Annotated in this window: 8 protein-coding genes; 2 read left to right on the plus strand and 6 right to left on the minus strand. The window is 75.7% G+C overall.

The window, feature by feature from the left end:
* Positions 1-63 precede the first annotated feature (63 nt).
* The 5 genes from ggt to ACYSMR_RS08130 form a co-directional block, all read right to left on the minus strand.
* Entirely contained in the window at positions 64-1,920 is a 1,857-nt protein-coding gene (ggt, locus tag ACYSMR_RS08110; protein ID WP_461747891.1) for a gamma-glutamyltransferase, read from the minus strand.
* A gap of 45 nt (positions 1,921-1,965) precedes the next feature.
* Positions 1,966-5,484: a proline dehydrogenase family protein gene (locus ACYSMR_RS08115; RefSeq protein ID WP_461747892.1), complete on the minus strand. Its 3,519-nt coding sequence runs from the start codon at positions 5,482-5,484 to the stop codon at positions 1,966-1,968.
* A gap of 131 nt (positions 5,485-5,615) precedes the next feature.
* Complete coding sequence (locus ACYSMR_RS08120) at positions 5,616-6,089, minus strand: DUF2867 domain-containing protein (RefSeq protein ID WP_251332784.1); 474 nt, start codon at positions 6,087-6,089, stop codon at positions 5,616-5,618.
* A gap of 56 nt (positions 6,090-6,145) precedes the next feature.
* Positions 6,146-6,562 (minus strand): NUDIX hydrolase, encoded by a 417-nt coding sequence (locus ACYSMR_RS08125; RefSeq protein ID WP_461747893.1) that lies wholly within the window; start codon positions 6,560-6,562, stop codon positions 6,146-6,148.
* A gap of 223 nt (positions 6,563-6,785) precedes the next feature.
* Entirely contained in the window at positions 6,786-7,388 is a 603-nt protein-coding gene (locus ACYSMR_RS08130; RefSeq protein ID WP_461747894.1) for a protoglobin domain-containing protein, read from the minus strand.
* A gap of 254 nt (positions 7,389-7,642) precedes the next feature.
* Between ACYSMR_RS08130 and ACYSMR_RS08135 the strand changes: the two genes are divergently transcribed.
* Positions 7,643-8,707 (plus strand): threonine aldolase family protein, encoded by a 1,065-nt coding sequence (locus tag ACYSMR_RS08135; protein WP_461747895.1) that lies wholly within the window; start codon positions 7,643-7,645, stop codon positions 8,705-8,707.
* Positions 8,708-8,968: 261 nt separating this feature from the next.
* On the opposite strand, the gene ACYSMR_RS08140 is transcribed toward ACYSMR_RS08135, so the two are convergent.
* Positions 8,969-11,200: a glycosyltransferase gene (locus tag ACYSMR_RS08140; protein ID WP_461747896.1), complete on the minus strand. Its 2,232-nt coding sequence runs from the start codon at positions 11,198-11,200 to the stop codon at positions 8,969-8,971.
* A 430-nt stretch (positions 11,201-11,630) separates the two neighbouring features.
* On the opposite strand from ACYSMR_RS08140, the gene ACYSMR_RS08145 reads away from it, so the two are divergent.
* Positions 11,631-12,281 carry a helix-turn-helix transcriptional regulator gene (locus ACYSMR_RS08145; protein ID WP_461747897.1) on the plus strand — a complete coding sequence of 217 codons (651 nt, stop codon included), beginning with the start codon at positions 11,631-11,633 and terminating at the stop codon, positions 12,279-12,281.
* The last annotated feature ends 11 nt before the right edge of the window (positions 12,282-12,292 follow it).

A 12,292-nucleotide genomic window follows, 5' to 3' on the forward strand; every position in this document is an offset into this window, starting at 1 on the left:
GGCGCCGGGGCGGGCGCCCGTCCCGGCCGGTGCCGGCCCGGCGCCCCGGACCGGCGCTCCCGGTCAGCGCTCCCGGTCCGGGCGGACCACCATCGCCGAGCCGCCGTAGCCGCGCTCGGTCTCCGCGGCGGAGGTGAACCGGCCTCGCTCCAGGATCCGGATGGCCGAGGCGTTGCCGATCCACCGCCGCGGGGGCGGGACGAGCTCGTGGCCCAGTCCGCTCAGCTGCCGGCCGACCGCCGAGTCGGCCAGGCCGAGGTCGGCCTCCTCCGGGCCGTTGCGGGAGCTCAGCCGCGGCGCGGCGATCGTGTCCACGAGGGGCAGGTCCCGGTCGACGTGCCCGGTGATGATCTGGCCCACGGTGGTGATGATGGTCGCCCCGCCGGGGGTGCCCACGGACATCCACGGCTCGCCGTCCCGCAGGATGATCGTGGGGCTCATCGACGAGCGGGGCCGCTTGCCGGGGGCCGGCAGGTTCGGGTCCTTGACGCCCTCGGTGACGGGGGCGAAGTTGAAGTCGGTGAGCTCGTTGTTGAGCAGGAACCCGTGGTCCGGGACCGTGATGCCGGAGCCGCCGGTCTGCTCGATGGTGAGTGTGTAGGAGACCACGTTGCCCCACCGGTCGGCCACGTTGAGGTGGGTGGTGGAGACGCCGCCGGCCGCTTCGGGCTGTCGGGCCCCGGACGGCGCGCAGGCGGCGTAGTCGCCGTCGGGCTCCCCGAAGGGGATGGGCCGCGGCAGCGCCGCGGCGGGGTCGAACAGGCAGGCCCGCTCGTCGGCGAACTCCTGGCTCGTGAGCTCCTCGACGGGCACCCCCGCGACGTCCCCGACCCACCGGTTGCGGTCGGCGAAGGCCGTCGCGGTGGCCTCCGAGAAGCGGTGCAGGTACTGGGCCTCCGAGACCTCCGAGAGGTCCTCACCGGTGCGCTCGTCGTAGGCCTCGAGCAGGTTCAGCGTCTCGGCCACCGCGATGCCGCCGGAGCTGGGGACGCCCATCCCGTAGACGTCCAGGCCGCGGTACTCGGTGGAGACGGGGTCGCGGAACACCGCCTCGTAGGCGGCCACGTCGTCCTCCGTCAGCTCGCCCGCGAACACGTCCACGCCCTCGGCGGTGGTGGGGTCGCGGACCTCGTCCACCACGGCCCGCCCGATCGAGCCCTCGTAGAAGGCGTCGACGCCGTGGGTGCGGATCGTGCGGTAGGTGCGGGCGAGGTCGGGGTTGCGGAACACGGTCCCGACCTCGGGCGCCTCGCCGTCGCGCAGGAACACCTGTGCGGTCTCGGGGAACATCCGGAAGCGCTCGGCGTTCTGCGCCGTCTGCTCGGCGAAGTTCTCGTCGACCGCGAAGCCGCGGGCCGCGATCCGCTCCGCGGGCCGCAGCAGCCGGTCCAGGTCCATCGTGCCGAACTCCTCGCTCGCGGCCTCCCACGTGGCCGGGGTGCCGGGCACGCCCACGGACTTGCCCGAGCTGACCACGGTGGCGAAGTCGAGGGGCTCGCCGTCGGCGCCCAGGAACTCGTCCTCCGTGTACGTGGCCGGGGCCGTCTCCCGCCCGTCGATCGTGCGGACCTCCCCGGTGCCGGCGTCGTAGTGGACGAAGAACCCGCCGCCGCCGATGCCCGCGGAGTACGGTTCGGTGACGCCCAGGACCGCGGCCGCGGCCACGGCGGCGTCCGCCGCGTTGCCGCCGCGCTCGAGGACGTCGATGCCCGCCTGGCTGGCGAGGGGGTCCACCGAGGAGACCGCGCCGCCGCTGCCGGTCATCGTGGGCACCTTGGGCGGCTCCGCCGCGACGGGCGGCCCGTGGCGCTCGTGCTGCCGCTCCTCCCGGGCGACGGCCGCGGAGCCGCCGAGTGCGGTGCCGGTGACGCCGAGGGCCCCGGCCAGCCCCAGTGCGAGGTACCTCAGGGATGCACGCATGCCCTCATGCTGGCACCGTCCTCCGGGCCCCACCAGGGCGGGCGGTCAGGTTTCCGATGGTTGCACGGGCATCCCCACGGCCGACGGGACGGCGATGAGGTGGCGCACCACCGTCTCGGCGTCCGTCGAGGGGTTGCCGAAGCGGTGCATCGTGACGGAGACGGACTGCTCGGCGAGCATCGGCAGCATCTCGACCCGCGAGGCGCCCACCACCGGGTCCGTGAGCAGGGCGACCTCCGGCCGGTCCGCGAGCGCCTCGGCGAGGCCGTGCCCGGTGCCGACCACCCGGATCCGCCCGCCCCCGCCGGGGTCGGACCAGCCGGCCGCGACCCGGGCGAAGGCCTCGTCCCCGCTGGGGGCCAGCACGGAGCGGAACAGCTCACGGACCTGCGGGGGCACCTCCGCGGCCGGGGCGAGGACGACGCGGGAGCCCGAGCGGGCCGCTGCCAGTCCCACCCGCGCCACGTCCGTCAGGGACGCGTCCTCGGCGGCGCGCACGACGACGTCGCGGGGGCGGTAGCGGAACACGTTCGCCTCGCACCCGAGGCCGGCGGGGTCGTGGGCCCGGCCGAACTCCTGCTCCCACCAGGCCTGGTCCTGCTCCGCGCACGCCCTCAGCCAGGCGGCGTCCGCCTCCGGCAGCAGCGGCACCAGCTCCTCGAGGTGGTGGGCGAGCCGCGGCTCCAGCGCCGCGCCCGCGACGGGCGCGGCGAACGGGGCCTTCTCCCACGTGCCGAGCTGGACGAGGTAGTTGGGCCCCCCCGCCTTGGCGCCGAGGCCCACCGCGGACTTCTTCCACCCGCCGAATGGCTGGCGCCGGACGATCGCGCCGGTGGTCCCGCGGTTGACGTAGAGGTTGCCGGCCTGCACGAGGTCCGCCCACGTGCTGATCTCCTCCGGGTCGAGGGAGTGCAGCCCGGCCGTGAGCCCGTACTCCACGGCGTTCTGCAGCTCGATGGCCTCGCCCAGGTCCGCGGCGCTCATCAGCCCGAGCACGGGCCCGAAGCACTCGGTGCGGTGGAAGAAGGAGCCCGGCGCCACCCCGGTCCTGATCCCGGGGCGCCACAGCCGTCCGGTGCCGTCGAGGGGGCGGGGCTCCAGCAGCCACTCCTCCCCGGGGTTGAGCCGGGTGAGCGCCCGGCGCAGCCTGTCCCCGGGCTCGGAGATCACCGGGCCGACCCGTGCCTGGAGGTTCTGGGGCCAGTCCACGACCATCGAGGACGCGGCGTCGAGCAGCTGCCGGCGGAACCGCCGGGACCCCGCCACGCTGCCCACGAGGATGCCGAGGGACGCGGCCGAGCACTTCTGCCCGGCGTGGCCGAACGCGCTGGTCACCAGGTCCCACACCGCCCGGTCCCGGTCGGCGCTCGGGGTGACGACCACGGCGTTCTTGCCGGAGGTCTCCGCGGTCATCGCCCGCCCGCCCCGCCAGGAGCCGAACAGCCGGGCCGTCCCGAAGGCGCCGGTGAGCACGATCCGGTCCACCCCGGGGTGGGCCACGAGCGCCCGGCCGGTCTCCCCCTCGGCCGAGTCGACCAGCTGCAGCACGTCGCGCGGGACGCCGGCGTCCCACAGCGCCTGCACCACGGCGGTCGAGCAGCGGCGGGTCTCGGGGGCGGGCTTGTGCACGACGGCGGCGCCGGTGGCGAGGGCCGCGACCGTGGACCCGGTGGGGATCGCCAGCGGGAAGTTCCAGGGCGGGGTGACGAGCACGAGCCGGTCGGGGACGAAGCGGGCGCCGTCGACGCCCTCGAGCTCGAGGGCCCGGCGGGCGTACCAGCGGCAGAAGTCGACGGCCTCGGAGACCTCCGGGTCGCCCTGGTCCAGGGTCTTGCCCGCCTCCGCCCCGGCGACGGCGAGCAGGTGCGCGCGGCGCTCGGCCAGGACGCCGGCGGCGCGGTCGAGGATCTCGGCGCGCTCGCGGGCGCCGCGGGCGCGCCAGGCCTCCGCGGCGGCCCGCCCGGTCGCCACCACGCGCTCGACGTCCCCGGGTCCCAGCGGGTCCGGGACGGGCAGGGCGTCGAACCACTCGCGGTCCGCGATCCGGGCGGCGACCCGCTCGGCCCACGCCCGGTTGGCCGGCACGGACACGTCGGTGTCGGGCTCGTTGCGGAACGGCTCGTCGAGCGGCAGGCGGAGGGAGCCGGCGCCGGCCGCCGCCCGGTCCTGGACGCGGAAGGGGGCCGGGACGTCGTCGTCGGCGGCCAGGGCGTCGAGGGCGGCCCGGAAGCGCTGCTCCTCGCGCCGGAAGACCTCGTTGTCGGGGCGCAGCCCGAAGATCCCGGACATGAAGTTCTCGGGGGAGGCGTTCTCCTCCAGCCGCCGGACGAGGTAGGAGACCGCCACGTCGAACTCGACCGGGCGCACGGCCGGCACGTAGAGGAGCAGCTCGCCCACGTCGGTGCTGACCGCCCGGGCCTGCTCCACCGCCATGCCCTGCAGCATCTCGAACACGATCCGCCCCGTCACCCCGCGGCGGTCGGCGAGCAGGTGGGCGAAGGCGAGGTCGAAGAGGTTGTGCCCGGCCACGCCCAGCCGCAGCCCCGCCATCCGCTCGGGCACGAACAGCCAGTCCAGCACGCGCTTGTAGTGGGTGTCGGTCTCCCGCTTGGTGGACCAGGTGGCCAGGGGCCAGCCGTGCAGCTCGGCGTCCACCCGCTCCATGGGCAGGTTCGCGCCCTTCACCAGCCGGACCTTGATCCCGGCCCCGCCGGTCGCCACCCGCCGCCCTGCCCACGCCGAGAGCCGCTGGACGACGGCGAGCGCGTCCGGCAAGTAGGCCTGGACCGCGATCCCCGCCTCGAGCCCGCGCAGCTCCGGGCGCTCGAGCAGGCGGGTGAAGACCTCGGTGGTCAGGTGCAGGTCGGAGTAGGCCTCCATGTCGAGGTTGATGAACTTCGTGCCGGCCGGGGCCCCGGCCGCGGAGCGGTAGATGGGGACCAGCCGGTCGACGATCTGTTCCACGGTGCCCTCGAAGCCCCAGTGGGAGAGCTGGGGGACCACGGAGGAAATCTTCAGGGAGACGTGGTCGACGTCGTCCCGGTCCAGCAGCGCGGCGGCGTCGGCGAGGTGCTTGTCCGCCTCCGCCCGGCCGAGGACCTCCTCGCCCAGCAGGTTGATGTTGAGCCGGTGCCCCTGGGCCCGCAGCCTCCTGACGGCCTCGCCGAAGGGCGTGGGCCGGGCGTCCACGATCATGTGCCCCACCAGCCGGCGAAAGCGGGTGCGGGCGGCCGGCACGACGATGCGCGGGGCGGTCGGCGCCAGGGCCGCGCCGGCGAGGAGCTCGGCGCGGTCGGCCCGGGGCATGGTGCGGGGCACGATCTCGGCGAGCGCGTGCAGGGCCTTGGCGGCGGCCTCGACGTCCTCGGTGCGCACCACCCGGTCCACGAAGCCGACGGTGAAGTCGAGCCCGTGGGGGTCCTGGAGGACGGTGGCCAGGCGGGCCGCGGCCGGGTCGCGGTGCCGGCGCCCGTCGCCGGCCCGGGTGAGCCAGTCGCGGACGAGGGCCACGGCGTCGTCCGCCAGGGCATGGGAGTCGGGGACGGACGGGGCGTCGGCGGACATGGCGGCACACTCCTGCAGGCTCCGCCCGGCGGCGGTGCCGAGGCCCACCCCCGGCCGCCGGCCGCTTCCACCGGGCGCCACAGTGGCCGGTGAGACCACGCTACGACCGCACCGGTCCGGGCGGAAGAGGCTCAGGAGCCGGCGTGCCGCAGGACGTCCCCGGCGAGCCGGCCGAGGACCACCCGGTGCGGGACGAGCATCCCCCACCAGTAGGCGTGGCCTGCCGCCCCGGCGGGCCGGAACACCGTCGTCTGGCGGTAGAGCAGCGTTGCTCCGGGGCCGGGATGGAGGCTGATGTCCAGCCAGGCCTCCCCCGGCATGCGCACCAGCGAGCGCAGCCGCAGCCGCCGCGGGGGCTCGAGGGCCTCGACCGTCCACCAGTCCAGGCGCTGCCCGACGGCCAGTCGCCGCGGGTCCTCCCGGTGGCGCAGCCGCGAGGGCGGCAGGTGCAGCCGGTTGGCCGCGGCGCGGGCGAACCACACCGGGTCGGTGCTGTACCAGCCGCGCTCCCCGCCCAGGCCCTCGACCACGGCCCACACGGCGTCCTGCCCGGCCGTGGTGGTGCGCTCGACGGTGTCGACGTAGAACCCGCGCGTCCGTGCCATGCGCTCATCCAAGCACGTGCGCCCCGGCCTCGTCGCGCGCCGAGCAGCGCACGCCCTCACCGCCGGGGTTCCTCCGGGGCGGGCAGGACCCCGAAGCGCACGAGGTGCGCCAGGAGCCCGTCGGTGGTCTCCAGCGCCCGGAGCTCGTCCGGGGCGACCCAGCGGACGGCGTCGGCGTCGTCGCCCGCCCGCAGCGTGCCGCCGAGGTATGTCGCGGCGACGTCGTGCACCTCGTACACGACGTCCCGGCCGCCGGGAACCCGCACGACGCCGAGCTCGCGCTCCGCGCGCACCCGGGCGCCGGTCTCCTCGAAGGTCTCGCGGACGGCGGCCTGCTCGACCGTCTCGCGGGGCAGCACCGAGCCCCCCGGCACGGTCCACCGTCCGCGCTGGGGCTCCTTGCCCCTCCGGACCAGGAGGAACTGGCCGTCCGTCCCCACGACCACCGCTGCGGCGGCCAGCACGACGCGCATGCCCCGACGCTACCAAGGGCTCCGGCCCGCTCCCACCGTCCCCGCTCCCGGACGGATGCGGTGGACCGGGCCGCGCCCGGCCCTGGGAGCACCCCCGGCGGGCCGGACCCGTCCCGGGCCGAACGAGGAGGTGCCACCATGGAGCGGTCCTCGTGGCGTTCCCGCGCCGCCTGCCGCCGGGGCGGCCGGTGCGCCGCCCCCGTCGCCGCAGCGGATCAGCGGATCAGAAGTGTCCGTCCCGCGCGTAGGGCCGGGACCACAGACCGATCTGCAGGGTCACGGCCTTGAACCAGGCGTCGTGCATCCGGGCCACGTCGGCGGCGGATCGCCCGCTCTTCTCGAGGAAGGGCCTGATGGTGGCCGTGATCGGGTAGATGAACGCGATGAGGTAGCGCAGCGGGACGACGGGCGGGGCGTTGCGGGCACCGTCGGTCTCGTTCTTCCTGCTGGTGTGCCGCAGCGCGATCTCCTCCTGGTAGTCCAGCCACGCCTGGTCGTAGGGACGCCGGCAGGTGTCCAGGATCCACTGGGCGAACCGTGCCCGCACCCGCGCGAGGTACTCGGCGTCCGGTTCGCCCGTGCGGGCGTCGGCGAAGTAGTGGAGGAGGTGGGGGTGGTCCCCCACGAATCCGTACCACACGTCGAGGACGTCGTTGGTCTGCCCCTCGAGGGCCTCACCCGCCATCCTCAGGTACTTCTCGTCCTCGTCGGTGAGGAGGACGGTCCGACGGAGCAGTCCGAGCTCCTCCGTGGTCACGGGCGACCGCGGGATCCTCGCGGATCCGTAGTCGTAGCCCGGGATGCCTTCCTGCGGTTGTGCACTCATCGCCGCTGCCTCGTCTCTGCCTCTCGGCCCCACGGCGGCCCTGCCGGGAGTGCCCAAAATAGTCGAGTCGGCGGGGGCGAGCACGGGATCGCCCCGTGCGAAGCAGGTGTTACGGGCGCGGCGGCGCCCCGTCCCCGGAACGGCCGACGGCGGGCCGGCCGCGGACCACCCGGACGGTCCGGGGATCCCGGTGCGGGAGTCCTAGTAGAGTGCGAGGCCCGCCCGTTGCGCCGCCATCCTCCGGAAGGAATGCCGTGACCGAGACCCCCTTGACCCGTCTGCACGACCCCGCCCGCAAGGGCTTCGCCAGCGACAACTACGCGGGGGTCCACCCCGAGGTGCTCCAGGCGCTGGGGACCGCCAACGAAGGGCATGTGGGCGCCTACGGCGCGGACCCCTACACCGAGGCCCTCCAGGACGTGGCCCGCCGCCACTTTGGGGAGCAGGCGGTCTGCTACCCCGTGTTCAACGGGACGGGAGCGAACGTCGTCGCCCTCTCTGCCATGACGGACCGGTGGGACGCGGCGATCTGCACGGCCACCGCCCACGCCCACGTCGACGAGTGCGGCGCTCCCGAGAAGGTCGGCGGCGTGAAGATGCTCCCCGTGCCCACGCCCGACGGCAAGCTCACGCCCGAGCTGATCGACCGCGAGGCCCACGGCTTCGGCTTCGAGCACCACGCCCAGCCGCGCGTCGTCACGCTGAGCCAGTCCACCGAGCTCGGCACCCTCTACACGCCGGAGGAACTGCGCGCGGTGTGCGAGCACGCGCACGGGCTGGGGCTGACCGTCCACCTCGACGGCGCGCGCCTCGCCAACGCGGCGGCGGCCCTCGACGTCTCGTTGCGCGAGCTGACGGTCGAGGTCGGGGTGGACGTCCTCTCCTGGGGCGGGACCAAGAACGGGCTGATGGGGGCGGAGGCCGTCGTCGTGGTGAACCCCGACGCCGTGCGGCAGCCCCGGTTCGTGCGCAAGCTCTCGACGCAGCTGGCGTCCAAGATGCGCTTCGTCTCCGTGCAGCTGCTCGCCATGTACTCCGGGGACCTGTGGGTGACGGCCGCCCGGCGGGCCAACAGCATGGCGCAGCGGCTCTCCGACGGCCTCGCCGACGTGCCGGGGGTCCAAGTCACGCAGGCGCCGCAGGCCAACGCGGTCTTCGCCGTGCTGCCGGCGGACGTCGCCGCCCGGATGCAGCAGCGCTACCCCTTCTACGTGTGGGAGGAGACCACCGGGGAGGTGCGCCTGATGTGCTCGTGGGACACATCCCCGCGGGACGTCCACGGGTTCCTGGAGGCGCTGCGGGAGGAGTCCTCCCGCTGACGGGGGTGCGTCGTTGTGCACCCCCGGTTCCCGTGCTGATCCTGGGGCCGGGGTGCCCCTGCCGTGCCGTCCGGCCCCGTGACGGGGGCTCCCCGGCCCGGAGGAGACGTGATGGCGGTGCACGACGGTGGAAGTCCGGAGCTGGACCAGTGGGCCCAGCGGTTGGCTCAGGCGCTGCAGATCCTGGATCTGCAGGTGGACACGCGGCAGATCGTCGCCGTGGCGGCGGGAGGAGGCGCCCCGGGCTTCCACCGGAACGGGTCAGGGGCCCACCAGGGCCCGCCACGTCCGCCGCAGGAACGCCACGAACCCCTTCTCGGCGACCGTGCGCTCCAGCCGGTCGATGCGCTCGGCCTGCTCGCGGGCGAGCGCGAGCAGCTCCCGGACGAGCAGCTCGGAGTCGTCCAGCCGCCGGTGGAGCCGGCCGGCCTGGTCCTGCGCCTCCCGGCTCAGGTACAGCGGCAGACCGATGCCGTTCTCGGAGGTCCACTGCCTGAGGTGGCGCTCCCGCACCAGCAGGTCCTCCCGGCGCCGTGCCTCCGCCCGCGCGGGGGGCTCGTCGGGGAGCGCGCCCCGGAGGGCGAGCGGGCGCCCGTCGAGCAGGCCCGCGGTGAAGGTCTCGAGGAACCGGAGGAGGAACTCCCACTCCCCCGCCCCGGTCAGGGACTCGTCGTAGTCCCCGAGCACGCCGTGCACCGCCCGGCGGTAGAGGAACGAGCTGGGAGCGGTGGCGTCACCGCGCAGGAGGTCCGCGAGGGTGACGTCGCGCCGTCCGGGCCACAGCAGCTCCCGGTCGAGCTCCCGGATCCGGTCCTGCTCGACCTGCTCGTGCACGACCTCCGTGCGCACCAGCACCCCGTCGTCGGAGACCAGCGGGTTCTCGAGGTGGGACACGGCGCGCTGCAGGAACGTGGGGTGCCACTGGTCGTCGTCGTCGTGGAGGACGACCAGTTCCGAGTCGGCCGCCCGCAGCCCCCGGTTGGCGGCCGCCCAGGCTCCCAGGGGGCGGCGGTGGTGCAGCACGGTGACCCGGCCGGCGAGGGCCTCGCGGCGCTCCTCCAGGAGCGCCGCCACCGCACCGGCGTCCCCGCCGTCGCCGACCACCACCAGCCTCCAGTCCGTGAACGTCTGGCCCAGCACGTCGTCGAGGGCGCGGCGCAGGAGCACGGGGCGGTCGTGGGTGCGCAGGACCACCGCCACGGTGGGGCGGGCCCCGGCCGCCTCGGGCACCGTGTACCGCCGCCGGAGGGCGCGGGCCACGGGAGCGCCCACCCCGCGCGGAGCGGCTCCGGGCTCGGGGACGTCGCCGGGGGCGCCGCCGCGGAGGGCGCGGGCGACGGCGTCCCACCACTGCGCGGCCGCGGCGCGGCGGGCCGGGGCGGCCGCGGCGAGGGCGGAGCGGACCGCCTCCCGGCGTCCGACCGTCTCCTCCGCCCACTGCTGGGCCGCGGCCCGCGTGTCCCAGGCGGCGTCGCCGGGGGTGAGCAGCGCGGCGAGGGGCACGGCGTGCTCCACGAGCCCCCACCCGCTCAGCGCCCCTTGCATGCGCTGCTCGGCATATGCACTGGTCGGGACGGGCAGGACGGCGGCTCCGCCCGCTGCGGCGAGGGCCGCCGCCCGGGGGCGGGTGGTCACGACGTAGTCGGCGGACGCCGTGCGGGCGACCACCTGGTCCGCGGTCCCGGCGGCGCGCTCCTCCTCCGGGCCGCGCCGCGGCGCGGTCAGCTGGGCGGCGACGCGGTCGTGGAAGGCCGAGTCGGGCCCGGGGGGTCCCGCGGCCCCCGGCAGGAGCTCGACCGTTCCGCCCGTGCGGTGCACGAGGGCGTCGAGCAGCGCGGTGAGCACCGGGGCCGCCTCGTCGGGGGTGAACGGGCCCGCTGCGGGCGTGAGCGCCACGACGATGCGCGGCCGCCCCGCCCCCTCCGGTGCGCGTGCGGGATCCGGAGCGGGTTTCGGCGCAGGCCCCGGCACGGCGAGGAGGGCGGTGGCGTCGCCCCCGACGTGCAGGGCGGGGTGGTCGGGGCACAATCGGCGGGCCACGGCGAGCGAAGCAGGGTCGCGCAGGCCCACGAAGGAGGCCGCCCCGAGCAGCTCCCGCACCCGCTCGGCCCGGGCACCGGCGCAGCCGGCGTCGAGGGCCAGGCCCGTGACGACCACCGGCCGGCCGGCCCGGGCGGCGGCGCCGGCGGCGTCGGCCCAGCGGGTGAGCGGCGCCCCGGCGAGGGGCTCGTCCGCCCCACCGCCCACGATCAGCACGGCCTCGGCCGCCCCGCTGCCCGCGGGCGGGGCCGGCTCCCCGGCGGTCGTCCGCACGTCCTCCGCCAAGGGCTTCTCGCCGGGCTCGCCGGAGGGCTCGTCGGCGGGCTCGTCGGCGGGCTCCCCGACCGCCTCGACGCCCCGCGCCGCCAGCTGCTCGAGCACGGCCCGCAGCTCGGCCTCGGCGACGACGTCGCGCGGCGCCCCGTCGAGCTCGGTCAGCACTGCTGCGCGCATGGGGGACGACCTCTCCTCGGACGATCCGGACGCCTCCATTGTCCTCTCCGCCGCGCGGTGGCCGCCCCCGGCCCCGCACGGGCAACATTGCTCCCCGCGACGCCGTCGCGGACATGCTGACGCCGCAGGTCAGAGCGCGTTCCGTGTACGAAGTTGCAGGTCCGCACGGATCCGCCTTGCCCTTGCGCGTGCCGATCCTGGATCGTGGGAGGACACAGCGCACCATCCCCGCCGGCGGCACCCGCCCGGAGGACCAGTGCTCCGGGGTCGGCCCCTCCCGCCCGAGTATGCCACCTCAGGCATATTCAGGGTGGCGGGCGCATCGACCGCGGACCCCCGTCCACCGGCCGCCGGAGCAGGCCGGGCGCCCGGCCGGCCCGGGAGGCCCCGCCCTCATCGCGGGCGGGAAGAGTCGAGGAGCCCCCACCACATGTTGAACGCCGCCGTCATCAGCCCCCAGCCCATGACCCGCATCGCGATGCAGCGGGAGTCCCTCGAGCACCCCGAGCACGGCGTGCGGATCGGGACCGTGGCGGGCACCGTCCCGGAGTTCCTGGAGCAGAACGCGGCGGACGCCGCCGTCGTGCTGCTGAGCATGAGCACCCTGGACGGGCGGACGCTGGCGCAGAACATCATGGAGCTCACCGCCCACGAGCACACGGTGGTGGTGCTGACCCCGCCCGGCGACGTGGTGCGGGTCCGCTCCGCCCTGGCGTTCGGTGCGAGCGGGGCCGTCGGCAAGTGGGAGCCGATCAGGATGGTCTTCCGGACCATGCGCCTGGCCCGGCAGCTGGGCCACTTCGTCAGCGACAGGCTGCAGACCGCCCTGGCGGAGCTGCCCAGCAAGGATCCCGCGAAGCTGTCCGCCCGGGAGCGCCAGGTGCTCGCGCTCTACGTCGACGGCATGCAGGAGCAGGAGGTGGCGGCCGAGCTGGAGATCGCCGAGTCCACGGTCGAGGAGCACCTCAAGCGCATCCGCCGCAAGTACGCGCTCGTGGAGCGCCCGGCCCGCACGAAGCTCGAGCTCTACAAGCGCGCCATCGAGGACGGGATCATCCCGCCCATCCTCCCCCTGTCCTGAGCACCGCCCCG

It is taken from the genome of Kocuria sp. U4B (assembly GCF_054875615.1).

Coding starts and splice junctions, on each gene's coding strand:
- ACYSMR_RS08145 (WP_461747897.1), top strand. CDS start 11,631: ATGTTGAACGCCGCCGTCATCAGCCCCCAGCCCATGACCCGCATCGCG.
- ggt (WP_461747891.1), bottom strand. CDS start 1,920: ATGCGTGCATCCCTGAGGTACCTCGCACTGGGGCTGGCCGGGGCCCTC.
- ACYSMR_RS08130 (WP_461747894.1), bottom strand. CDS start 7,388: ATGAGTGCACAACCGCAGGAAGGCATCCCGGGCTACGACTACGGATCC.
- ACYSMR_RS08125 (WP_461747893.1), bottom strand. CDS start 6,562: ATGCGCGTCGTGCTGGCCGCCGCAGCGGTGGTCGTGGGGACGGACGGC.
- ACYSMR_RS08120 (WP_251332784.1), bottom strand. CDS start 6,089: ATGGCACGGACGCGCGGGTTCTACGTCGACACCGTCGAGCGCACCACC.
- ACYSMR_RS08115 (WP_461747892.1), bottom strand. CDS start 5,484: ATGTCCGCCGACGCCCCGTCCGTCCCCGACTCCCATGCCCTGGCGGAC.
- ACYSMR_RS08140 (WP_461747896.1), bottom strand. CDS start 11,200: ATGCGCGCAGCAGTGCTGACCGAGCTCGACGGGGCGCCGCGCGACGTC.